The organism is Croceivirga radicis (assembly GCF_002072105.2).
Lineage (GTDB): Bacteria > Bacteroidota > Bacteroidia > Flavobacteriales > Flavobacteriaceae > Croceivirga > Croceivirga radicis.
In genome coordinates this window covers 225,537-249,167 of the sequence record NZ_MTBC01000003.1, presented here as the reverse complement: position 1 = coordinate 249,167, position 23,631 = coordinate 225,537, and the positions used below count along the sequence as shown (strand labels likewise).

25 protein-coding genes are annotated in these 23,631 nt (G+C 36.0%); 19 read left to right on the top strand and 6 right to left on the bottom strand.

Annotated elements, in window-relative coordinates; all coding sequences use genetic code 11:
- Nucleotides 1–7: 7 nt before the first annotated feature.
- Genes BUL40_RS06055 through BUL40_RS06030 form a run of 6 tightly spaced genes read left to right on the top strand, consistent with a single transcriptional unit; the run spans nt 8 to nt 4,526 of the window.
- On the top strand, nt 8–493 hold the full coding sequence (locus BUL40_RS06055; protein WP_080318484.1) for a GNAT family N-acetyltransferase: 486 nt from the start codon (nt 8–10) through the stop codon (nt 491–493).
- A gap of 1 nt (nt 494) precedes the next feature.
- Nucleotides 495–1,352 (top strand): peptide chain release factor N(5)-glutamine methyltransferase, encoded by an 858-nt coding sequence (gene prmC / locus BUL40_RS06050; RefSeq protein ID WP_080318483.1) that lies wholly within the window; start codon nt 495–497, stop codon nt 1,350–1,352.
- 18 nt (nt 1,353–1,370) lie between these two features.
- On the top strand, nt 1,371–3,365 hold the full coding sequence (gene ligA / locus BUL40_RS06045; protein ID WP_080318482.1) for an NAD-dependent DNA ligase LigA: 1,995 nt from the start codon (nt 1,371–1,373) through the stop codon (nt 3,363–3,365).
- A 3-nt stretch (nt 3,366–3,368) separates the two neighbouring features.
- Nucleotides 3,369–3,761, top strand: coding sequence for a hypothetical protein (locus BUL40_RS06040; RefSeq protein ID WP_010518008.1), 393 nt, complete (start codon nt 3,369–3,371; stop codon nt 3,759–3,761).
- Nucleotides 3,761–4,195, top strand: coding sequence for a hypothetical protein (locus BUL40_RS06035; protein ID WP_080318481.1), 435 nt, complete (start codon nt 3,761–3,763; stop codon nt 4,193–4,195). Before BUL40_RS06040 ends, BUL40_RS06035 begins: the two co-directional genes overlap by 1 nt.
- 19 nt (nt 4,196–4,214) lie before the next feature.
- Nucleotides 4,215–4,526: a hypothetical protein gene (locus tag BUL40_RS06030; protein ID WP_080318631.1), complete on the top strand. Its 312-nt coding sequence runs from the start codon at nt 4,215–4,217 to the stop codon at nt 4,524–4,526.
- Here the strand turns inward: BUL40_RS06030 and BUL40_RS06025 are convergent.
- Together BUL40_RS06025 and BUL40_RS06020 are read right to left on the bottom strand one after the other, a co-directional pair.
- Nucleotides 4,506–4,940 (bottom strand): SRPBCC domain-containing protein, encoded by a 435-nt coding sequence (locus tag BUL40_RS06025; RefSeq protein WP_080318480.1) that lies wholly within the window; start codon nt 4,938–4,940, stop codon nt 4,506–4,508. The genes BUL40_RS06030 and BUL40_RS06025 overlap by 21 nt on opposite strands.
- A 129-nt stretch (nt 4,941–5,069) precedes the next feature.
- The gene (locus tag BUL40_RS06020) at nt 5,070–6,119 is read right to left on the bottom strand and encodes an endonuclease/exonuclease/phosphatase family protein (protein WP_080318479.1); all 1,050 of its coding nucleotides are present in this window, start codon (nt 6,117–6,119) and stop codon (nt 5,070–5,072) included.
- A gap of 195 nt (nt 6,120–6,314) precedes the next feature.
- Between BUL40_RS06020 and BUL40_RS06015 the strand changes: the two genes are divergently transcribed.
- From BUL40_RS06015 to BUL40_RS05955, 13 genes are all read left to right on the top strand, one after another.
- Nucleotides 6,315–6,851 (top strand): DUF6913 domain-containing protein, encoded by a 537-nt coding sequence (locus tag BUL40_RS06015; RefSeq protein WP_080318478.1) that lies wholly within the window; start codon nt 6,315–6,317, stop codon nt 6,849–6,851.
- Nucleotides 6,848–7,738 carry a 4-hydroxy-tetrahydrodipicolinate synthase gene (dapA, locus tag BUL40_RS06010; RefSeq protein WP_080318477.1) on the top strand — a complete coding sequence of 297 codons (891 nt, stop codon included), beginning with the start codon at nt 6,848–6,850 and terminating at the stop codon, nt 7,736–7,738. Before BUL40_RS06015 ends, dapA begins: the two co-directional genes overlap by 4 nt.
- 103 nt (nt 7,739–7,841) lie before the next feature.
- Complete coding sequence (locus tag BUL40_RS06005; protein WP_010518018.1) at nt 7,842–8,681, top strand: outer membrane protein assembly factor BamD; 840 nt, start codon at nt 7,842–7,844, stop codon at nt 8,679–8,681.
- Between the two features lie 16 nt (nt 8,682–8,697).
- Nucleotides 8,698–9,024, top strand: coding sequence for a DNA-directed RNA polymerase subunit omega (locus BUL40_RS06000; protein ID WP_010518020.1), 327 nt, complete (start codon nt 8,698–8,700; stop codon nt 9,022–9,024).
- Nucleotides 9,025–10,233, top strand: a complete 1,209-nt coding sequence (gene coaBC / locus BUL40_RS05995; RefSeq protein WP_080318476.1) for a bifunctional phosphopantothenoylcysteine decarboxylase/phosphopantothenate--cysteine ligase CoaBC — start codon at nt 9,025–9,027, stop codon at nt 10,231–10,233.
- The gene (gene porD, locus BUL40_RS05990) at nt 10,226–11,119 is read left to right on the top strand and encodes a type IX secretion system protein PorD (RefSeq protein ID WP_010518022.1); all 894 of its coding nucleotides are present in this window, start codon (nt 10,226–10,228) and stop codon (nt 11,117–11,119) included. The genes coaBC and porD overlap by 8 nt, the downstream gene beginning before the upstream one ends.
- Before the next feature lie 50 nt (nt 11,120–11,169).
- On the top strand, nt 11,170–12,828 hold the full coding sequence (gene recN / locus BUL40_RS05985; protein ID WP_080318475.1) for a DNA repair protein RecN: 1,659 nt from the start codon (nt 11,170–11,172) through the stop codon (nt 12,826–12,828).
- A 66-nt stretch (nt 12,829–12,894) separates the two neighbouring features.
- On the top strand, nt 12,895–13,707 hold the full coding sequence (locus BUL40_RS05980) for an enoyl-ACP reductase FabI (protein ID WP_010518024.1): 813 nt from the start codon (nt 12,895–12,897) through the stop codon (nt 13,705–13,707).
- A 58-nt stretch (nt 13,708–13,765) separates the two neighbouring features.
- On the top strand, nt 13,766–14,785 hold the full coding sequence (locus BUL40_RS05975; protein ID WP_080318474.1) for a glycosyltransferase: 1,020 nt from the start codon (nt 13,766–13,768) through the stop codon (nt 14,783–14,785).
- The gene (locus BUL40_RS05970; RefSeq protein WP_080318473.1) at nt 14,772–15,737 is read left to right on the top strand and encodes a CdaR family protein; all 966 of its coding nucleotides are present in this window, start codon (nt 14,772–14,774) and stop codon (nt 15,735–15,737) included. Before BUL40_RS05975 ends, BUL40_RS05970 begins: the two co-directional genes overlap by 14 nt.
- Nucleotides 15,734–16,324 (top strand): dephospho-CoA kinase, encoded by a 591-nt coding sequence (coaE, locus tag BUL40_RS05965; protein WP_080318472.1) that lies wholly within the window; start codon nt 15,734–15,736, stop codon nt 16,322–16,324. Before BUL40_RS05970 ends, coaE begins: the two co-directional genes overlap by 4 nt.
- Before the next feature lie 72 nt (nt 16,325–16,396).
- A complete protein-coding gene (locus tag BUL40_RS05960) occupies nt 16,397–17,974 on the top strand; it encodes a sensor histidine kinase (RefSeq protein ID WP_029511444.1) in 1,578 nt (525 codons plus the stop codon).
- 5 nt (nt 17,975–17,979) lie between these two features.
- A complete protein-coding gene (locus BUL40_RS05955) occupies nt 17,980–18,699 on the top strand; it encodes a response regulator transcription factor (protein WP_010518031.1) in 720 nt (239 codons plus the stop codon).
- 52 nt (nt 18,700–18,751) lie between these two features.
- On the opposite strand, the gene BUL40_RS05950 is transcribed toward BUL40_RS05955, so the two are convergent.
- The 4 genes from BUL40_RS05950 to BUL40_RS05935 are packed head-to-tail and all read right to left on the bottom strand — an operon-like array spanning nt 18,752 to nt 23,628.
- On the bottom strand, nt 18,752–20,086 hold the full coding sequence (locus BUL40_RS05950; protein WP_080318471.1) for a GntP family permease: 1,335 nt from the start codon (nt 20,084–20,086) through the stop codon (nt 18,752–18,754).
- Nucleotides 20,071–21,486, bottom strand: a complete 1,416-nt coding sequence (gene miaA, locus BUL40_RS15930) for a tRNA (adenosine(37)-N6)-dimethylallyltransferase MiaA (protein ID WP_217983355.1) — start codon at nt 21,484–21,486, stop codon at nt 20,071–20,073. The genes BUL40_RS05950 and miaA overlap by 16 nt, the downstream gene beginning before the upstream one ends.
- Nucleotides 21,483–22,334, bottom strand: a complete 852-nt coding sequence (locus tag BUL40_RS05940; protein WP_010518038.1) for an ion transporter — start codon at nt 22,332–22,334, stop codon at nt 21,483–21,485. The genes miaA and BUL40_RS05940 overlap by 4 nt, the downstream gene beginning before the upstream one ends.
- A 1-nt stretch (nt 22,335) precedes the next feature.
- Nucleotides 22,336–23,628: an exonuclease domain-containing protein gene (locus BUL40_RS05935; RefSeq protein ID WP_080318470.1), complete on the bottom strand. Its 1,293-nt coding sequence runs from the start codon at nt 23,626–23,628 to the stop codon at nt 22,336–22,338.
- Between the last annotated feature and the right edge of the window lie 3 nt (nt 23,629–23,631).

Below are 23,631 nucleotides of genomic sequence, written 5' to 3'. Positions count from 1 at the left end.
CATAGAAATGAATTCGCCAATTATTCGTAAAATACAAGCTAAAGATAACGAGCAGGTTGAGGCCATTATAAGAAAGGTTTTAGTAGAACTTGGCGTGCCAAAGGTAGGTACGGCTTATGAAGATGAAGCTTTAAAAGACATGTATGGTGCATACGCAAAAGAACGTAGCGACTATTTTGTTGTAGACGCCAATGGAAGCGTTATTGGTTGCGCGGGTGTTGCTCCTTTAGACAATTATAAGGGCAATGTCTGCGAACTACAGAAAATGTATTTTTTAGAAGAAGCAAGGGGTTTGGGTTTGGGCGCAAAAATGATTGCAGCATGTATAGCACAAGCGAAGGCATATGGTTTTGAGGCTATGTATCTAGAAACTATGCCTTACATGAAAGCTGCTCAAAAATTATACAAGAAAAACGGTTTTGATTATATAGATGCCCCTATGGGGTGCACGGGGCATTCCGCATGTCCGGTATATATGTTGAGAAAATTATAGCATGCAACTGTCAGAAATTAAAACTATATATCATAAAGAATTAGGTGAACTTTATCCTAAAGAAGAAATTGATAGTTTTTTTTATGAACTAATAGACCATTACTTAAACCTACAAAAATTTATCTTGGTTTTACAACCAAATTATGTGGTAGGTAAAGCAGAAGAATTACCATTATTTACAGCTTTAGAACGCTTAAAGCAAGAAGAGCCGTTGCAACATATAACCGGTAAGGCTTATTTTAGGAATTTAGAGTTAAAGATTACCAAAGAAACACTTATCCCAAGACCAGAAACGGAAGAATTGGTGTCTTGGATTATAGCAGATTCCAATATTGCAGAACCACAACGCATATTGGATATTGGTACAGGTAGTGGATGTATTGCTTTGTCATTGGCGCAAGAGTTGCCTAGGGCAAAGGTAACCGCGGTTGATATTAGTAAAAAAGCCTTAAGGGTTGCCATGGAAAATGCCGTTAATAATAACGTAGAGGTTACCTTTAAGGAGTTTGATGTTTTATCTGGCAACTTTACAAGAGAACTGCAAGGTCCGTGGGATGTAATAGTGTCTAACCCGCCTTACGTGCGCGAATTGGAGAAGGAAGAAATAAGAAAAAATGTAAAGGATTATGAGCCGGCTACGGCACTTTTTGTTTCAGATAACGACCCACTTATATTTTATAGGGAAATCGCTCTCAAGGCAAAAACCTATTTAAAACCTAAGGGAAAGCTCTATTTTGAGATTAACCAATACCTGCCAGAAGAAACCAAGGCGTTGTTGATAGCAAACTCTTTTGAACAGGTAGAATTAAAACAAGATATTTTCGGTAATTTCCGAATATTAAAAGGTATAAAAGCATAAACATATTTTGTTGCCCATATGAGTATACAGCAAGAGATTGAAGCACTACGGGAAGAATTAAGGTTACATAACTACAACTATTATGTATTGGATAACCCTACCATATCTGACTATGATTTTGATATGAAGTTAAAAGCGCTTCAAGACCTAGAAAACAAACACCCAGAGTTTTATGATGCTACATCGCCTACCTTGCGTGTTGGAGGTGGTATAACAAAGAATTTTAACACGGTGGTACACCAATATCGCATGTATTCTTTAGATAATTCATATTCCAAAGAAGATTTAGAAGATTGGGAAAAAAGAGTTTTACGTATTCTGGGCGATGAAAAGGTAGCATTTACCTGTGAACTTAAATATGATGGAGCAAGTATAAGTCTAACCTACGAGGAGGGTAAGTTAATAAGGGCGGTTACCCGTGGCGATGGTGTACAAGGAGATGATGTTACCACTAATATAAAAACCATTAAATCGGTACCGTTACAATTAAAGGGCGATTACCCGTCTAAATTTGATATACGAGGCGAAATTGTATTACCGTTAGACGGTTTTGCAAAAATGAATCAAGAGCGATTGGAAAATGGGGAAGAACCATATATGAACCCTAGAAATACCGCCTCTGGTAGTTTAAAACTCCAAGATAGTAGCCTAGTTGCCAAAAGACCTTTAGAGTGTTTGTTGTATAGTATTGTTGGGCCAGATTTAAACATTGATTCTCAATTTGAAATGTTGGAGAAAGCAAGGGAATGGGGTTTTAAAGTTCCTACAGTGGCGCAGTTGTGTATGAGCACAGAAGAAGTTATGTCTTTTGTAAATTACTGGGATGTACATCGTCATGATTTACCTTATGAGACTGATGGGGTGGTGGTAAAAATAAATAGCCTTAGACAACAAGAAGAGTTGGGGTATACGGCTAAGGCTCCCAGATGGGCTATGGCTTATAAGTTTAAAGCAGAGCAGGCTTCTACCATTCTCAAAAAAATAAGCTATCAAGTTGGGCGCACGGGAGCTATAACCCCTGTGGCCAATCTAGAGCCTGTGCTTTTGGCGGGTACAACGGTAAGGCGTGCCTCATTGCATAATGCGGATCAAATTGCCAAGTTAGATATTAGGGAAGGAGACACGGTTTTTGTAGAAAAGGGAGGGGAAATTATTCCTAAAATTACCGCAGTAGATTTTACCAAAAGAAATTTAGACTCAGAACCAACCAAATACCTTCAACAATGCCCTGAATGCGGAACGGAATTAGTTAGAAAAGAAGGAGAAGCACAGCATTTCTGTCCTAATTACATGGGTTGTCCACCCCAAATTACCGGTAGAATACAACATTTTATTTCTAGAAAGGCCATGGATATAGAGGGCTTGGGTGGCGAAACTGTGGAATTACTTTTTAAGGAAGGTTTAATACAAAACTATGCGGATTTGTACACCTTAACTACAGTCCAATTGTTGCCATTGGAAAGAATGGCGCAAAAATCTGCAGAAAATTTGGTTCAAGGGGTCGCGGCTTCAAAAGAAATACCGTTTGAACGTGTATTGTTTGCTTTGGGTATTAGATATGTTGGTGAAACGGTAGCTAAAAAATTAGCAAAAGCTTACAAAAATATAGATGCTTTAATGCAAGCTTCTTTTGAAAATCTTATTGCTATAGATGAAATAGGAGAACGCATTGCGGAAAGTGTTATTGGTTTCTTTTCAGATGAGGAAAATAGGGAATTGGTAAATAGGTTAAAAGAATATGGTTTGCAATTTAGTCTTTCACAAGAACAATTAGAAAACCAGTCCGATGCTTTAAAAGGAAAAACTTTTGTTGTGTCTGGGGTTTTTGAATCTATTGGGAGAAACGATTTAAAAAAGATGATAGAAGATAACGGAGGTAAAGTCTCTTCTTCTATTTCCTCTAAAACTAGTTATCTGGTTGCTGGCGATAAAATGGGCCCAAGCAAACGAACCAAGGCAGAAGGTTTGGGAATACCTATAATTACGGAACAAGATTTTTTAAGTATGCTCTAGCTTATGGAACAGCTTTTTGACCCAGAAGCCTACAGGTGGGTAAGAAATATTATGATTGGTTTTGCCATTTTCTATTTGGTTTTTGAAATTGCCTTAAACCTTAATGAATTGGAAGATGATACATCAAACATCCTTCTCTTTGAGGCTTCCAAGAATCAGTTCTTTTTTATTCCTTTTGTTTTGGGCGCCATATTGGGACATTTGTTCATAGGAACCACGGATAAAAGATTTTATATAGGAGACGGGTGGCCCGTATATCTATTATTTGGCATGGCTGCAGTTTCTGTGCTTATAGGTTATAAAGTGCCTTTTAAGAAGCCATTGTGGTTTATGAGTCTGCTCTTGGTTTTAGGAGTGTTTTATGGTCATTTTCTTTGGTCTTTAAATTTTGATTGATGGGATTAAGAAGTTACTTTTTAAAACATTTAAAAACAGTAAATACTATACGTTTGGTACTAGCTATTTTACTTGGCACCATGGTTATAATAGATATTATATTGGTAATTTTAGGAGACGAATACCCCACCTTTAGTGAGGTGGTAGAACACAACCGCAGTGAACTTATTTGGCTAAATTTTCTACTCTCAGGTCTAATTGCAAAAATTTTCTTTAATAGGAAAGTAACAACCAAAAAGAAAGAGATTTCTGGTTTTTTCGGATTTTTGGCTATTATTATCCTACTTTTTGCAATTGGTCAAATAGATGGGTTTAAGGTGGAAGCTTGGCATCAGGTTTTAATTATGATTTGTGGGGCTTATCTTGGTCACCGCGTATGGCCGCAATATATTTTTGAAGAAGAAGATATACTAGAATTAAAGTCCAGTGAGTAACCTATAAAAAGTAATGCAAATGGCTATACCCAAAAACCTCCAAGAATTTAATAGCACTTTAATTAGGGAAGAGCCCGATGAAAGTTGGCCGGTAGCTTTAAAAGGGTTATGGTTTGCAGCTAAAGGAGATTGGCAAAGTGCACATGATTTAATAGACGGTGCAAAAGAGGAAATGAGTAGTTGGATTCATGCACATCTACACAGAGAAGAAGGGGACGAATGGAATGCGGCTTATTGGTATAGGTTGGCACAAAGGCCGGTTCCTAAAATTAGTTTACAAGAAGAGCGCAATCAACTGATTAATATAGTTCTAGAGCAAACTTTGTTGTAGTTTTTCAGAGTAAGTTATATAGTTGTCAATAATAAGGGAAATGTATTCTTGTTGAACTTTGACAGAATTTTGAGATTCATAATCCGCTTTATGCATTATAATACAGCCGTTTTCATTGGGTGTAAACTCCATAATAAAATTTCTACCATAAGATTCAGTAAAGTCTAAAAGACGGTTAGTTATAACCTTATTAAAAACAGCGTTAAATTCAAGAAGAAAATCATCTTTTACACTCTGTAACTTGCATTTGAAAAAACCACCTTCTTTTAAATTTACTTCTATGTCTATACATTTCCAATCATAACTTGGGTAATTCCAATGTTTAATATGATCTGGGTTGGTGTAGGTCTCCCACAACAGGGTGTGTTGCGCGTTTGCTGTTCTGGTCAAGTGAAAGGAGTCTTTATTAAGCATGCTAGTCAATTATGCTTAAATACAAATTGGGGGAGCGTATGTATTTTGGCTGTTTAACGTTTGTTTTTCAAATATATCCATTTTTTATATTCGTTTTAGGGTTATTTGGCCAGGTGTGTTTTAAAGGTATTATAATTTATCAATATCAATTAAGCAGGTTACAGGAAAGTGATCAGAAGATTTTGGATATTTTTTGTAGATTTTTTCACCGTTGGCCATTGTTTCAATTATTTCACCCTGACCAATCCACCCGTCTTTGGCTCTACTATAAAGAATATGATCTATCCACGCTTTTTGGTATTTGTTGTTAAAAATTGGATCTGCAAAACTTGCGGTGTAAAGTTCTTCAAAATCTAATTTCGCCTTTTTTTTCTCGTTTAAGACATCATACATAACATTGCCCAAAGTCAAGTTTGGTTTCCAAATTGATCCCATTAACCGTTCTACGCCGCTAGCGCTAATTTTCATTTCGCTGGTATCAAAACCTGGACCATCATTAATATCGCCACATACAATTAAAGGTATGTTTTTGGTTTCGTCATTGGTTAGGTAATCATCTAAGAAAGCAATACGTAATTGATGACATTGAGCAACTATTTTTTTTCGATTACCATCTGCTTTGGACCACCATTTAGACCATTCCATAGCATTAAAAATGCCTTTGCTCTTTAAATGAACGCCAATGATATTGAGCGTTTTGTCATTTTTCGTTTTTACAGATGCGTAAAGTGGTTTTCTTTCAAATTTGTGCACTTCCATTACAGCATCATTGTCGGTGTCCATTCTAAATTCGTTGGTTGCAATATCTAATTTTGATGCATATTCCGCTGTCTTTAAATTGTGCCATGTTAATGGATTTTCTGCCAATAAATTGGAGTCTGCACGTACGGCTATTCCTATAGATTGTGCGCCAGAAGACTGTACTGCACAGTACCAAGCACCGTTAACACTGGTATCAAAAAAATATTGAAGTTCTTCAGTTTGGTTGGGTCCTTCTACAAATACCCATATATCTGCACTTACTTCATTAACAACGCCAGCTATATCATGTATTCGGTCTGCTATATTTTGTTTGGTCATATAACCTTTTTTGTCAGAATCGTGGTAACGTATGGGGTTATTGGCAAATAACTCGTTCATCCATTCGGCGTTCCAAAGGGCAAATTTTAAGGTAGACATGAAAAATTTTTGAGATAAGCTACTAAATATAAACTTTTAAAAGGGTTTAGTTGTGTGGCTTACAATGTATTGTGTATTTCTCGCATATTGTTTGTTGTAAATATAACAAATTGTGTTATTATTTAATCGCAAGAACCGTTTAACTTCGCTAAGTGCTATGGGCAGAATATTTACATTTGCAGAAATGGCATAAGAATGGTGTTTAAAGCGATTCAAGATAAGTTCAAGGTTAAATCAGCCAAAAAGTTTTTAGAAGACGCACTTTTAAAGCAGAAGTCTGCACACGATAAAAAGGGAGTGGCAACTGTTGCTTGTATTGTAGATATGGACAATTACGGCCAAGCGGAAACATTTAAGTCTTTAAAAGATAATTTAGGTTTAAGACCAAATGCGGTACAGATTATTGGTTATAAGAGAGGAAAAGATCAGAACGGGATGTTTGGTATTCCTTATTGTACCGATAAAAATTTAGGGTGGAACGGGTCTATTGAAAATGGGGATTTTTCTGAGTTTATAGGTAGGCCTTATGACGTTTTGATTAACTATTTTACAGATGATAGATTGCTGTTAAAGTTAATGTCCGTTCAAGTAGATGCTAGAATACGTATAGGTGTTAAAGACGGAAACAAGAACCTCAGCGATTTAACGATTGAAACCAATTTGAACGACTTTGAAACCTTTAAAAAAGAATTGAAAAAGTATTTGAAAATTTTAGAAGAATTAAAGCCATGAAGCAATTTGTAGGAACGGGGGTTGCATTAATTACACCTTTTAATGAAGATTTGACCGTAGATGTAAGTGCTCTAGAGCAGTTAGTTGAATTTAACATTACCAATGGTATAAATTATTTGGTAGTTCTGGGTACAACTGCAGAATCTGCTACGCTTACAAAAGAAGAGAAAAAGTTAGTTATGCAAACGGTTTCTAGGGTAAATGCAGGTAGGTTACCCTTGGTTGTTGGTGTAGGAGGCAACAATACTATGGCTCTTGTTCAAGAGCTACAAGAATTAGACATCATGGATTACAGTGCTATTCTTTCTGTTTCACCAGCTTATAACAAGCCAACTCAAGAGGGGATATATCAGCATTTTAAGGCTTTGGCCCAAGCGGCCCCACTACCCATAATTTTATATAACGTGCCATCTAGAACCGGGAGTAATATGCTACCGGCAACTACTTTGCGCTTAGCTTCAGATTTTAAGAATATAATTGGTATTAAGGAGGCAAATGATTCTTTAGAGCAGGTAAATGCTTTACTGCAGAACAAACCAGAAGGCTTTTTAATTATATCTGGTGATGATTTTACGGCCTTAAGAACTACTTTAGATGGTGGTGCAGGTGTAATTTCAGTTCTTGGACAAGGCTTACCGGCCCAATTTTCTATGTTAATTAAGCTTGGATTAGAAGGGGAAAAGGAAGCTGGCATGCAATTACAAGACAAGTTGCTACCTGGAATGCAACTTATATTTGAAGAGGGTAACCCTGCAGGCATAAAGGTTATTTGTTCAGAACAAGGAATAGGAAGCCCTAATGTTAGACTCCCCTTAGTTGCAGCTACGGTTCAGCTACAAAAAAAACTGGTTAACTTTTTAGAAGCTTTAGAAAAGGTTTCTGCTTAATTCGTTAAAATTTGACTAAAAATAGATTTTCTTCTAGGTAACCTCTTTTTTTTAAGTTCAATTTGTGTTTTAAATATTCGTTGAATATCACTAATTTTGCAAAATGTTTTTAAATAAGAGGTCTACTTTTTTTATAGCGCTTTTTGGCGCTTTTCTATTGCTTTCGTCTTGTAATGAATACCAAAAGGTACTTAAGAACACAGATGTAAAAGCCAAGTATGATTTGGCAGAGCGTTATTATAATGAAGGGGACTTTAAAAGAGCCAACCGTTTGTTAGAGCAGATTGCTCCAAAATATGTAGGCAAGCCACAAGGCGAAAGGGTTATGTTCTTTTTTGCCGATTCATACTTCCAGACCAAGCAATATTATTTAGCGGGTTATCAATTTGAGCGTTTTGTAAAGTCTTATCCCAACAGCGATAAGATACAACAAGCTACCTTTTTAGAGGGTAAGAGTTATTATATGATGTCGCCTAAATATTCATTGGACCAAACCGATACGGATAAAGCACTTGCAAAACTGCAGAATTTTATAAATACCTTTCCAGAATCAGAATATTTTGAAGAGGCCAATGATATGGCTCAAGAACTAACTACCAAAAAACAAAAGAAGCAGTTAGAGATTGCAAAACAGTTTGATAAATTAGGGGAGTTCAACTACCCGATACTCATTTCTTCTATAACCGCATTTAATAACTTCATCTCTGAGAATCCAGGTTCTATTTACAGGGAGGAGGCTTATTTTTATAGATTAAAATCTGCTGTTACCCTAGCAAGAAATAGTACGGTAAATAAATTGGAAGAGCGTTATACCGAAGCTTTAGAGTATTACAATGCTTTGATGAAGGCGTATCCAGAGACGGAATTTAAGAAAGAAGCAGAAAAATTATACCAATATATAAAAGACGGACTTAATCTTGAAGAAGAGGAAGTTTCCAAATAATATTTAGTTTTGTAACATGAAGGATTTAAAAAACACAAATGCTCCAGTTTCTACGATAACACACAATCGTAACGAGGTAGACGCCAGTACGGACAACATCTATGAGGCAATTTCCATAGCTTCTAAAAGAGCCATTCAAATTAATTCTGAAATTAAAAAAGAATTATTAGAAAAGTTAGAAGAGTTTGCTACTTACAGTGATAGTTTGGAGGAAGTATTTGAAAACAAGGAACAAATAGAAGTTTCTAAGTTTTACGAAAAGCTTCCTAAACCACATGCCTTGGCTATTCAAGAGTGGTTAGAAGACAAAATCTACCATAGAAACACAGAGAAAGACGCCTAGATGTTAGCTGGTAAGAAAATCCTTTTGGGCATTACCGGAGGGATAGCTGCCTACAAGACAACATTTTTAACGCGTTTATTAATAAAAGCTGGCGCTGAGGTTAAAATTATTATGACCCACAGCGCCAGCTCTTTTGTTACCCCTTTAACCTTATCTACTTTATCAAAAAATCCGGTTATGACGGATTTTATAAATGAGGAAGATGGATCGCTTTCTTGGAACAACCATGTAGCGTTAGCGCTTTGGGCAGATTTTATGTTGGTAGCACCTGCTACGGCCAATACCTTGGCAAAAATGGCCCAAGGTACCTGTGATAATTTGCTTATGGCCACTTATCTTTCTGCCAAGTGTCCTGTTTATTTTGCACCAGCCATGGATTTGGACATGTACAAACACCCTACGGCCAAAGCTGCGTTTAAAAAGTTGGCCACTTTTGGTAATGTTATGATACCGGCAGAATCTGGAGAGCTTGCCAGTGGACTTAGTGGAGAGGGAAGAATGGCGGAACCCGAGAATATCATCAATTTCTTAAACAATCACTTGGCAAGCTGTTTGCCGCTGTATCAAAAACAAGTTTTAATTACAGCTGGCCCTACACATGAGCCGCTGGATCCAGTACGTTTTTTAGGCAATCGTTCTACAGGCACAATGGGTTTTGAGTTGGCAAGGCATGCTGCAAATTTGGGTGCAACGGTAACCTTGGTTTCTGGTCCCACAACACTTACAGTAAACCAATCTAACATTAACATAATACGAGTCTCTACTGCAGAAGAAATGTACCAGGCAGTACACCAGAATTTTAAGCAAGCTGCAATTGTAATAAGTGCGGCAGCGGTGGCAGATTATAGGCCAAAGCAAGTTGCCGACCAAAAAATTAAAAAGAAAGAAGGGCAACCAATGATATTAGAGTTGGAGCGCACCCAAGATATACTAAAATCTATGGGAGATAAAAAGCAGAATCAATTTTTGGTAGGTTTTGCCCTAGAGACCCAAAACGAATTGGACAATGCCAAATCTAAATTGAAAAGAAAAAATTTAGACGCCATAGTACTCAATTCTTTGAACGATACCGGTGCCGGCTTTGGTACGGGTACAAATAAAATTACTTTTTTAGACAAGAATTTGAACCAAAAAACGTTTGCTATTAAAACCAAAGCAGAAGTTGCTAGGGATATTTGGAAAGAAATTCTAGAAAGAATAAATGCGTAAAATCTTAGGTTTATTAGTTGTGTTGTTTTTTTGCCTTACCATTACCAAGGCACAAGAGCTAAATTGTGAAATTACCATTAACTCTGATCAGGTTGGCCAAACCAATCAACAAATATTTAAGACCTTAGAGCGTTCACTTAACGATTTTGTCAATAAAAATAAGTGGACCAATAGAGTGTACGGCGAGAATGAAAGGGTAAATGCAAGGATGTTTATAACAGTAACCAGTTATGAATCTGATCGTTTTGAAGCCAATATACAGCTACAATCTTCCAGGCCGGTTTTTAATACTAGTTACGAAACTCCCGTATTTAATTACAAAGACAATGCGTTCAATTTTCAATACCAAGAATTTGAACCTTTAGCTTTTAATCCTAATAATTTTGATTCTAATCTCGTGGGTGTAATTTCTTATTACGTTTATATTATTTTAGGTTTGGACGCAGATACCTATTCTTTACAAGGAGGAGATGACTTTTATAGGCGTGCCCAAAACATTGTAACCCAAGCACAAGGCACTAATTACGCCGGATGGGCCCAAGATAGTGGGCAAAGAACCCGCTTTGAGCTAGTAGATAACTTACTGTCCAATGCTTTTAGGGAGTATAGAATTGCCATGTACAACTACCATAGAAAAGGCATGGATATATTAGCGGACAACAATAGTACGGGCAAACAAATAGTTGCCGGTAGTTTACGCTTGTTTGAAACTTTGATTAAGCGTAGGCCTAATGCCTTTCTTATACAAACATTTTTTGATGCAAAATCAGAGGAAATAAAGAATATTTTTTCTGATGGTCCAAAGGTGGACATTGTCAAGCTAAAAGAAAATCTTAATAAAGTAGCTCCGTTTTACTCCAGTACTTGGAACGATATTAATTATTAAATCCGTAACGGATTGATTTTTATCTTTGCGATTCTAAAATCCGTTTAGAATTGTTAGTAAACCTATCTGTAAAAAATTATGCACTAATAGATGATCTAAATGTGCAATTTCATAATGGCTTCACAACCATAACCGGAGAAACAGGTGCCGGTAAGTCTATCTTACTTGGGGCACTTTCCTTGGTATTGGGTAAAAGGGCAGATTTATCGGCTTTAAAAAATAGTGATAGCAAATGTACCATAGAGGCTACATTTGCCATCGAGAATTATAACTTAACAAGTTTTTTTGTTGATAATGACTTAGATTATGAGGTAGAAAGTATCTTAAGGAGAGAAATATTGCCTAGTGGTAAATCTAGGGCGTTTATTAACGATACACCGGTAACACTTGGTGTTTTGGCTGGTTTAGGGGAGCGTTTGGTAGATATACATTCTCAGCATCAGACCATGCAATTAACAGAAAATGCCTTTCAATTTAAGGTAATAGATGCACTTGCAGATACATCTGTTCTATTGGTAGAATATAGAAAGGAACTAAAACAATTTAAAAAGCTAGAATCTGAACTAAAAACGCTTTTGGCAAACCGTGCCGCCGCCACAAAAGAACTAGATTACAATACTTTTCTGTTAGAAGAATTAGAAACCGCCAATCTTAAAGAAGGGCTGCAGGAAGAATTAGAGGAAACTTTTGAACAGTTGAATAATGTTGAGACTGTAAGGGAGCTTTTGTCCCAATCGCATCAATTGTTGAACGAAGAGCAGGTAGGATTGCTTACAGCATCTTCAAGTTTACAAAATGCGCTCCAAAAGTTAGCGGGTTACGGAAAAAGTTATTCAGAATTAAACAATAGGGTTCAATCCATTTCCATAGAATTGGAAGATATTGCTTCAGAAATAGAAAAACTATCAGATAGCGTAGATGCAGACCCAGAACAATTAGAGGTGGTTAACGGTCAACTTCAATTATTACAAGACTTATATAAAAAACATCAAGTACAATCTGTTCTGGAGCTAATTGCCATTAGAGAGGAACTATCAGAAAAAGTGGCCATTTCTCTAGATATGGATGGCACTATTGCCCAAAAACAAAAAGAAGTTAACCAAGTTGAAAGTCAATTGAACAACCTGGCTAAGAATATTCATGATAAACGCGTAAAAAGTATTCCAAAATTAGCTAAGGTGTTAACCCAGCAGGTGGCTTCTTTGGGTATGCCTTCTGCTACTTTTAAAATTGAGGTTAATCCTATAGAAGAATTTAAATCTAACGGTAAAGATGCTTTGGTGTTTCAATTTAGTGCCAATAAAGGGTCTAATTATGGCGAGTTGAAAAAAGTAGCTTCTGGAGGAGAATTGTCTAGAATAATGTTGGCCATAAAATCTATTTTGGCTAGTTATGAGAAGCTACCAACCTTAATGTTTGATGAAATTGACACTGGGGTCTCTGGTGAAATTTCCAATCGGATGGGAGAAATTATGGAAGAAATGGGCGCACATATGCAGGTTTTTTCTATTACGCATTTGCCGCAAGTGGCGGCTAAAGGAAAACAGCAATACAAAGTTTTTAAGCAAGAGGAAGGCCAGACTACGGTAACTCAAATGAAACGCTTAGAAAATGAAGAGCGTTTACATGAGCTTGCAGAAATGTTAGGAGGTAAAAATTTTACGGCTTCCGCGCTAGAACATGCAAAAGAATTATTGGTTAATTCTTAGGCTACAAATAGCAAAAGAAAGCAATACCAAATTACTATATTTACACTTTAAACCAACAAAAACAACATGGGTCATAATTTATTAAAAGGCAAAAGAGGAATTATTTTTGGTGCGTTAGATGAAAATTCTATTGCGTGGAAAACAGCAGAAAGAGTTCATGAGGAAGGTGGTTCCTTTGTTTTGACCAATGCCCCAATAGCAATGAGAATGGGGCAAATTAAGAGCTTGGCAGAAAAAACAGGTTCAGAGATTATACCAGCAGATGCTACTAGTGAGGAGGACTTAAAGAATTTAGTAGAACAGTCTGTAGCTATTTTAGGAGGAAAATTAGATTTCGTTTTACATTCCATAGGAATGTCTGTAAATGTTAGAAAAGGAAGGCATTATACAGATGAGAAATATGATTGGACTGCTAAAGGATGGGATGTTTCTGCACTTTCTTTTCATAAAGTATTACAATCTTTATACAAGAGTGATGCCATGAATGAGTGGGGTAGTATTGTAGCCTTAACATATATGGCCGCCCAAAGGACTTTTCCAGATTATAATGATATGGCAGATAACAAGGCTTATTTGGAATCTGTAGCTAGAAGTTTTGGGTATTTCTTTGGTAAAGAAAAAAAGGTAAGGGTAAATACTATTTCCCAATCACCAACACCAACTACGGCTGGCCAAGGGGTTAAAGGCTTTGATGGTTTTATTAGCTATGCAGAGAAAATGTCGCCCTTAGGTAATGCAACGGCAGATGATTGCGCGGACTATACGGTTAGTTTATTTTCAGATTTGACCAAGAAAGTAACCATGCAGAATTTATTCCATGATGGTGGATTTTCTAACACGGGTGTAAGTCAAGAAGTAATAGAAGAATTCAGCAAATAAAATTTGTATTCCAATAGTTAAAGCCATCCTATTTTGGATGGCTTTATTTTTATAGGCTATGGCACACCCTAAATATTCTTTTATAATACCTGTTTTTAATAGACCAGAAGAGGTACAAGAGTTACTGGCTAGTTTAGCTAGGCAAACCTACAATAAGCCTTTTGAGGTTGTTTTGATAGAAGATGGTTCAACACTAGATTCAGAACATGTAGTTGCCAATTTTAAAGACAAACTATTTATTAGTTACTATAAAAAAGACAATTCTGGACCTGGAGATTCTCGTAATTTTGGAATGCGAAGGGCAAAGGCAGATTATTTTATTGTATTGGACTCGGACTGCATAATGCCAAAAAACTACTTAGAAGAAGTAGAGAAAGAACTAAATGCGGATTTTGTACACTGTTTTGGTGGTCCGGATGCTGCCCACGAATCTTTTTCTAAAGTACAAAAGGCCATTAATTTTGCTATGACCTCTTTTTTAACCACTGGCGGTATTAGAGGTAACAAAAAGTCTGTTGGCAAATTTCAGCCAAGAAGTTTTAATATGGGTATTTCTAGAGAAGCCTTTAAAGCTACACAAGGTTTTGGAAACATACATCCGGGAGAAGATCCAGATTTAACCTTTAGAATATGGAAAGCTGGTTTTAAAACCCGTTTATTCCCTAAAGCATTTGTTTACCATAAACGTAGAATTGATTGGGGTAAATTTAAAACCCAGGTAAATAAATTTGGCATGGTAAGACCAATTTTAAACAGTTGGCATCCGGGAACCGCTAAATTAACCTATTGGTTTCCTACCTTGTTCGTGGGGTTCATAGTATTGTCACTTATAATGGCGTTGTTTGGTCAGTTTATAGGTATTTATCTCGTGTTTATGTATTTATGGATTCTTTTTATTGCATCTTTAATAAGCAATAAAAATTTTGAAATTGCCGGATTATCTGTATACGCCGTATTGATTCAATTTTTTGGGTATGGTTGGGGTTTTTTAAAGTCTACATTCTTAATTAACTTTAGCAAAAAGGAACCAGAAATACTATTTCCAAAACTATTTTTTAGCAAACGTGAAATTAAATAAAGACGCACTTACCGGAATTAATAAAAGAAAATTAAAGATGTTTCTTTTTTTCCTTCTGTGTTCTTTTCTTTCATGGACCATTAGCAAATTATCAGATAGCTATGAGTCTAATGTTAAGTTTAAGGTTGTTTATACCAATTTACCAGATTCTTTACTTCTTGATCCGGAGGTGAGTCCGCAATTACCGGCAAAGGTAAAGGCTAGCGGTTTTACATATTTGGGGTATGCCATTAGTGCAAAACCAATTGCGTTGAATTTGCAATCTTTGAAAGTAAATCAAGGCGATTATTATTTAAATGATACCGAGGTGAGAAGGCAATTGAACAACGCATTATCTGGAGGTATAACCTTGATAGACGTCTTGGAAAATGAACATTTAGTAGCAGCTTATCAAGTAGATTCTAAAAAAATTCCGGTAGAATTGGATTTGGATTTAAACTTAGCACCAAATTATTTTATTCAAGATGGTCTAAAAATTACGCCTGATAGTTTAGTAATTAAGGGCCCAAAACAGCAACTTATAAAAATAGATAAGGCCAAGACGGAGCCTTTGAGATTGCAAAGTGTAAATCAGAATTTTAAGCGTGAGGTTGCTATTTTACCTTTTGACGAATCGTTTAATAATGTAGAAATTACCAAACAAGTAATTACTGTAAGTGGTTTGGTAGAGAAGTTTTCTGAGAAAGAATTTATGGTAAACATAAAACCGCTTCACGTACCTGAAGGTTATGAATTAAAAATGTTCCCTAACCGTGTTAAATTGGTTTGTAAGGCCAATGTAAAACAACTAAAGGAATTGGATGCCAATGACTTTGATGTGTTTGTAGATTATGCTACTAAAGAAGATACCGAAGGACAAACCCTATATGTAGAAATGGGTAAAGACCCAGAGGGTGTTTATTCTGTAAGGCTTTTAGATAATAAGGTAGAGTTTATATTGGAAAAGCAATGATTGTTGGTTTAACAGGTGGTATTGGTAGTGGTAAAAGTACCGTTGCACAAATGTTTAGGGATTTGGGTATCCCTGTTTATGATTCAGATAGAGAAGCAAAATTATTAATGAATGCAGCACCAGAGATCAGGCAGGCAATAATGCTTAATTTTGGAGAAGCAGCCTATACGGCCAGTGGGTTAAACAGAGCCTATATTTCCAATTTGGTTTTTAAGGACAAAAAATTACTTCAAAAATTGAATCAAATTGTGCATCCAGCTGTAGCAAAGCATTTTAGCAAATGGGTACAAAAGCAAAGTACTGCATATATAATTCAAGAAAGTGCGTTGATTTTTGAAAACCAAAGTGAGGAAAAGTATGACCAAATAATTCTGGTAACCGCGCCTTTGGAAGAAAGGATAAAAAGGGTTATGAAAAGGGATAAGGTAGATAGGGGAAAGGTAGAGGCCCGTATCAATAACCAACTACCAGATACCGAAAAGGAAAAAAAAGCGAATTTTACAATAATAAATACGAATTTGGGAAAAACTGCCGAAACCGTTGCCAAAATCCATGAAATTCTGTTAAACAAGAGTGTAAAGCAATAGTACTTTAACATTTTTGTTAAGGTTAGGTTAAACGCATAAGTCCCGAAATGTTAAATTTCTAATTTTGACCAAATGAACAAGAGAAGGTTTATTCTACTGGTCATTTTGATGAGTCTCTCGCTGATAGGAATTATTTCAGTTCAGGTTTTTTGGATTAAGAAATCGGTTTCTGATAAGCAAGAGCAGTTTTCAAATACTGTGGAGGATGTTTTGGATAAGGTAGCAGAACGGGTAGAATCTAGAGAACGTAGAGATTACAATGACCGTTTGGCACAGTTGGTAGATAGTGTAGGAAAACCACAGACCTCTCACTACAGAAGCATCTTTTTTGTGGACAGGGATATCAATTCAGACGAAATGAAATTCTATTCCCACGGTATCTTAGAAGAAGGCTATGATATCTCATCAATGTTCTTTGACAATAATTTGACCGATTCTACTACGGTGAAAAATTTTACTAGCAAGCGTACAACCACAATCGTAAAAGAAGAATTTGGTTTGGATGGTAAACGTTATGCCTTAACACCTTTACAAAAGGTAGAAAAATTAGGTGGTTTATCTTCTGTAGACAAAGCGGTTTTTGAAGATGTTTTTAGAGAAATGGCTAGCTCTGTGCCAATTCATGAAAGGGTTTCTAATCAAGAATTAGAGCTGTCCCTTGAGCGAGAATTGGAAAATAGGGGTGTAGATATCGATTTTGAATATGGAATTTATAGTAAAGGTTTTCCAACAAAAGTACGTTCCAAAAAGTTCAAGTTTGATCGTGGAACCATTTATGAGACGCCTATATTCAGAGATAGTGAAGGGCAAACCAACTTTTCATTATTGGTAACCTTTCCAGAGAAAAAACAATTTTTGATAAACAGTATCATGAGTATGGCCATACTTTCACTATTGTTTACCTTAATCATTGTTGTTGCCTATAGTAGTGCCATTTATCAGCTAATACAGCAAAAGCAAATCTCAGAAATAAAGTCAGATTTCATAAATAATATGACGCATGAGTTTAAAACACCAATTGCTACTATAAATCTAGCGGTAGAGGCTATTAGAAACCCAAAATCTATTACAGACCAAGAAAAGGTTTTACGTTACTTAGGAATGATACGCGATGAGAACAAACGTATGCATGCACAGGTAGAGAATGTTCTAAGAATATCCAAACTAGAAAAGAACCAATTAGATATTAGTAAGGATAGGGTAGATGTGCACGATATTATAGAAGATGCCATTACGCACATAGAATTAATCGTAGAAGATAGAGGCGGTTATGTAAATACACATTTAGATGCCAAACGCACAGAGGTGTTGGCCAATGATATGCACTTTACAAACGTAATTGTTAATATGTTGGACAATGCGGTAAAGTATTCTCCGGAAACACCCAAAATAGACGTATATACAGAAACGGTCAAAAATCATATTGTTATTAAGGTCAAGGATCAAGGAGCGGGGATGAGCAAAACCGTTCAGAAGAAAATTTTTGAAAAATTCTACCGGGAACATACCGGTAACATACATAATGTAAAAGGTCATGGTTTAGGTTTGGCCTATGTAAAAAATATAATAGATGATCACCAAGGTGAAGTTTATGTTGAAAGTGAAAAAGGTAAAGGAAGTACTTTCTACATTAAGTTACCTTTAATTTAAAAGTTATGGAAACAGAAAATAAGAAAATACTTTTAGTAGAGGACGACCCAAATTTTGGGATTGTTCTAAAAGATTACTTGCAAATGAACGATTTTGATGTTGTTCTTGCTAAAAACGGTATGGAAGGTTTTGAAAAGTTCAAAAAAGACAACTTTGACATTTGTATTTTGGACGTAATGATGCCGTACAAAGACGGTTTTACCTTGGCCAAAGAAATTAGGGAAAAGAATGAGAATGTTCCTATTGTTTTCTTAACTGCCAAGACCATGAAAGAAGATGTTTTAAAGGGATATAAAGCAGGTGCGGATGATTACCTGAACAAACCGTTTGATTCTGAAGTGTTATTGATGAAATTAAAAGCTATTCTACAACGTAAAGCTTCTAATTCAGTTGCAGATAGCAAACAGTTTGAATTTGAAATAGGTAATTTCCATTTAAATTCTAAACTTCGTTTCTTAAAATACAAAGAAGAAGAGCCTATTAAACTATCGCCAAAGGAAAACGAGCTATTAAGACTACTTGCTTTGCATGAAAACGATTTGATGCCAAGAGAATTAGCCTTAACTAAAATCTGGCGAGATGATAATTACTTTACTTCTAGAAGTATGGATGTTTACATTGCAAAGCTGCGTAAATATCTAAAGAAAGACGATGTAGTAGAAATCTTAAATATTCATGGTGAAGGCTTCCGTTTGGTTGTAAAAACCGAAGATGAAGCCAGTTAAAAAGCACCAAGTCTAAAATAAAAGAAGCCGCGAAATTGTTTTGCGGCTTTTTTTATAGAATTATAAAAAGGATGCTTACCGTAATCATTCCTGTGATGGCCAAGATGGTAGTCATCATGGTCCAAGATTTAAAGGACTCCTTTTCGGTAATGCCCAAATATTGCCCAACCAACCAAAACCCACTATCATTAACATGAGAGAATATACTGGCACCAGATGCAATGGCAATAACCAAACAGGCCATTTGTACTGGAGAATAGGCCACGCTGGCTAATAATGGACTTACCAAACCTGCTGCCGTAATCATTGAAACGGTAGAGGAGCCTTGAATTATACGTACAATTGCTGCAGCTATAAACGCAAATAGTAGAATAGGAAATCCAAGATTATGTAAAGAACTGGCAAGCATTTCACCTGCGCCTGTGTTGATTAATGTTTGTTTAAATACACCCCCTGCACCTGTAAGTAGAATTATTGTGCCTGCGGGCATTAAAGATTTTTGGGTTATGGTAAACAATTCTTTTTTAGTATATCCTAAACGGATGCCTAAAAAATACCAAGCCAAAAGATTGGCAATAATCAATGCTGAGAATGGGTGGCCAATTAGTAATATAACCTGATTTATGCGTTCATCTAATGTTCCTAAAATTCCACTTGTTAAAGTGGTTCTAAGCAATATTAGTACAATGGGTATTCCTATAATAGTAAGAATTAGATAAATGTTAGGTAATTTTTCATTTGTTTGTTCTTGCATTTGGTCTGGAGCAGCCACAAATATGCGTTTGGCAATATATTTTCCAAATAAAAGTCCACTACAGATGGCGGTAGGTATGCCCACTAAAAAACCAATCAAAATTACCCAGCCCAATTCGGCCCCTATAATATCTGCAACAGCAATAGGTCCAGGAGTAGGTGGTATAAAAGCATGGGTTATGGCTAATCCCGCCAACAATGGAATAGCGTATAGCAATAAAGATTTACCAGATTGCCTTTGTAAGGCATATATCATAGGAACCAAAATAATAAAGGCAACATCAAAGAAAACAGGAATAGCTATTAAAAAACCGGCAATAACCATTGCAAGTGGTGCATTTTTTAACCCAAATTTTCCAATTAAAAAGTTAGCTATAGCCTTTGCTCCGCCAGATGTTTCTAAAATGGCGCCGAACATGGCACCCAACCCAACAATGGTGGCCACAGAAGATAATGTACTTCCCATGCCTTCTTTAACGGTATCTATAATGGCATTAGGATTTAATCCTGCAAAAATTCCTGTTGCAATACTTGCAATTAAAAGCGCTAAATACGCATTGATTTTAAATTTAAGAATTAGAACTAATAGAATTGCTATTCCGGCAACAATGGCAAGGATTAAGGTAGTTTCCATGTTTTTAGTTTGGCTAATATTTCTTGGCAAATGGCTTGTGGTTCATTGGCAATAGAAACTTCAATTTCGTAGGAAGGTGGTTCTAGTGTATCAAACTGCGATTGTAAGAGTGCTGCACTCATAAAATGGCCTTTGCGCGCATCTAATCGTTGTTTAATCAATTCAAAACTACCAGTTAAATGAATAAATACGGTCTGTTCCGCTATTTCTTTACGCAGCGTTTCCCTGTATTTTTCTTTAAGAGCAGAACAAGCTATGATAGCACCAGTATCCAAATTTTTTAGAGCTAATGTATTTAATTTTTCTAACCAACCTTGGCGGTCATCATCATTTAATGCAGTACCACTAGCCATTTTTGTTACGTTGACCTCAGGATGGTAATCGTCCCCATCAAAATAAGGATAACCCAATTGCTCTGATAGCAATTTACCAATAGTGCTCTTACCCGTTCCGGAAACACCCATTACATAGATTATTTTTGGTATTTCCATTTGTATTAATTTATTTTCTACTTGTTTAATCAATGTTGTTTTTTCTATGGAAAAAGGAACCCAATGAATGCCTTTGTTTTTACGATACCAGGTTAGTTGTCGCTTTGCAAATCGTCTGGTATTTTTTTTGATTTCCTCTATGGCACTTGCTAAATCTCGTTTTCCTGAAAAATACTCGAATAATTCACGGTAACCTACAGTTTGTAGCGCATTTAAATTTTGGTAAGAATAGATATTTTTTGCTTCATCTAATAGGCCGGCCTTCATCATTAAATCTACTCTTTGGTTTATACGATCATAAATTAATTGCCTATCCGCATCTATACCTACTATTAAATGATTAAACGGTCTTTTGTTTTTGGGTTGGTTAAGAAAAGAAGAGTAAGGCTTTCCAGAGGAGATACAAACCTCTAACGCTCTAATTATCCTATGTGGATTTTCTAAATCCACTTTATCATAATACGTTGGGTCTAATTTTTTTAACTGTTGTTGTAAACCTCCAATACCATCTTGTTCTAATTCTCTATTCAGTTTAGCACGAATTTCTGGTTGCACATCTGGAAACGAATCTAATCCATACAAGACCGCATCTACATATAACCCAGAACCACCTACAAGAATAACTATATCTTTTTGTTGAAACAGTTTGCCAAGAAGTTCAAGGGCATCTCTTTCAAAATCGCCTACAGAATAAGGCTCATGAATGCTTTTATGCTGAATAAAATGATGTGGGGCCTGCTTTAATTCTTCCTTAGACGGTACAGCTGTACCAATTTCCATTTCTTTAAAGAATTGTCTAGAATCTGCCGATAGTATTTCTGTATTGAAATGTCTGGCCAAAGTTATAGCCATTTTCGTTTTACCAATTGCGGTAGGTCCAACTACCGCTATAACAGTTTTATTGCTCATAATAGATGTCCGCAATTATAGCAATATTTGGCATTGTCTCTATGGCCTTCTGCAGCACAACTAGGACACGCTTGGGTATTAACGTGCACATAATTGTCGTCCCCAATTTTTGGTTTGCCGCTTCTATATTCTTTGTTGATCTCTGAGGTAACTATACCCGTTGGCACCGCAATTATACCATAACCTAATATCATGATAACGGTTGCCATAAATTGACCCAAATTGGTCTGTGGCGCAATATCACCATATCCTACGGTAGTAAGCGTAACTATGGTCCAATAAATGCTTCTAGGTATACTTGTAAACCCAGCTTCATCTCCTTCAATTATATACATTATTGTGCCCATAATTACCGAAAGAATCAAAACCACATAAATAAACACGGCAATTTTGGTTCTACTGGCTTTTAGGGCCCTACTTAATTGAGACGCTTCTCCAATAAACTTAACAAGTTTTAGAATTCTAAAAATTCTTAAAAGCCTAAAAGCCCTTACCGCCAATAAAACTTGAGAGCCCGCAAAAATATAGGATAGATAAAGCGGTATGGTAGATAGTAAATCTATTATGCCATAGAAACTAAAAATATATTTTAAAGGTTTTTTTATGCTGATGATTCTGGCAATATATTCTATGGTAAAGAATATGGTAATAATCCATTCTAATACATAAAGTGTTTGATGGTATTTTGCATCGAACTCGTCTACGGATTCTAGCATAACCAAGATTACACTAGCAACAATCAAAAAAATTAGGGTAAGGTCAAATATTTTGCCATTAGGCGTATCTGCTTCATAAATAATTTCGTGAAGTTTATGCCTCCAGCCAGAATGCACCTTGTGGTTTTTCAAACTAATTTTGGTTTAAATCTATTATGTTTAACCTATTCTTTTTTCTTAGTAAAGTCTCTATGATAAAGGTAATATAAGGCGTACCTTTAATAGGGGTTAAGAGAGTCTCTAAGATAGCAATATTATTAATTTGATGATTTAAATCAGTATAAGCCATACCAACCAATGTGCCTTTTTTAATTAAGAACACCGCTTTTTCACCAAGACTTCTTCCACGGTCAATAATGATCAAGTCTCTGTTAAAAGTGCTATAATCCATAAATAATTCTTGAACTATATTGTTTTGTTCATCTCTGTTCTGCTCTAGGTTTACGCCATATTTTTCCTTTAGACGCGTTAAAAACGTCTTTGCGGTTTTTAATGAGCCAAAACTACTTAACCGTGCATTTTTATGGTTTGCTTTTTGCGGTTTTAAAAGAATATCTCCTTCTTCATTTTCAATTAAATAAATTCCGTGGCTAAACCCTATAGGCTTTTGCTTTCTATTGTATTTGGGTTTGTTTCTACGAATTTCTTCTGCCTCTTTGATCAAACTATCCAATTCGCCACCGGTACGTTCAAATGTTACTTTTTTGGTTTCTTTTTGTAGTTTACGGGCTATATCGCCCACATTGGTAAAGTGTTGGTTTACCCTTTTTTTAATATTCTTGCTATTACCAATAAAAAGGATATCTCCATCTTTATCATGCATATAATACAATCCGCTCTCTGAGGGAAGAGCTTCTACAATATCTAATTGGGTTGGGGAAAGTTCGCCCAATGTTTCTGCTTTGATAATGGATTTTACTATCTTCTTTTCTGTGTCTTTGGCTAGTAATAATTTAAAGAGTTTTAAGGTTGCCAAGGCATCTCCATTGGCCCTATGTCTATCACTAACCGCAATACCTAGAGATCGTACCAATTTACCCAAACTATGGGATTCTGCATCTGGAATCAATTCTTTAGAAAGGTCTACCGTGCACAAGGTTTTTCGCTGGTAATCATAACCTAGTCGCCTAAATTCCGTCCGTAATATTCGGTAATCAAATTGAGCGTTGTGTGCTACAATGACACAATCTTCTGTAATTTCTAAGATACGTTTGGCAACCTCATAAAACTTAGGCGCGTTCTTAACCATTTTATTGTTAATTCCGGTAAGTTTGGCAACAAAAGGTTGTATTTCTCTTTCTGGGTTTAAAAGACTTATAAAAGTGTCTGTTACTTTTTCACCATCAAATTGATGTATGGCTATTTCCATTATTCCCTCTTCATTGTACTTGCCTCCTGTACTCTCAATGTCTAAAATAGCGTACATAGA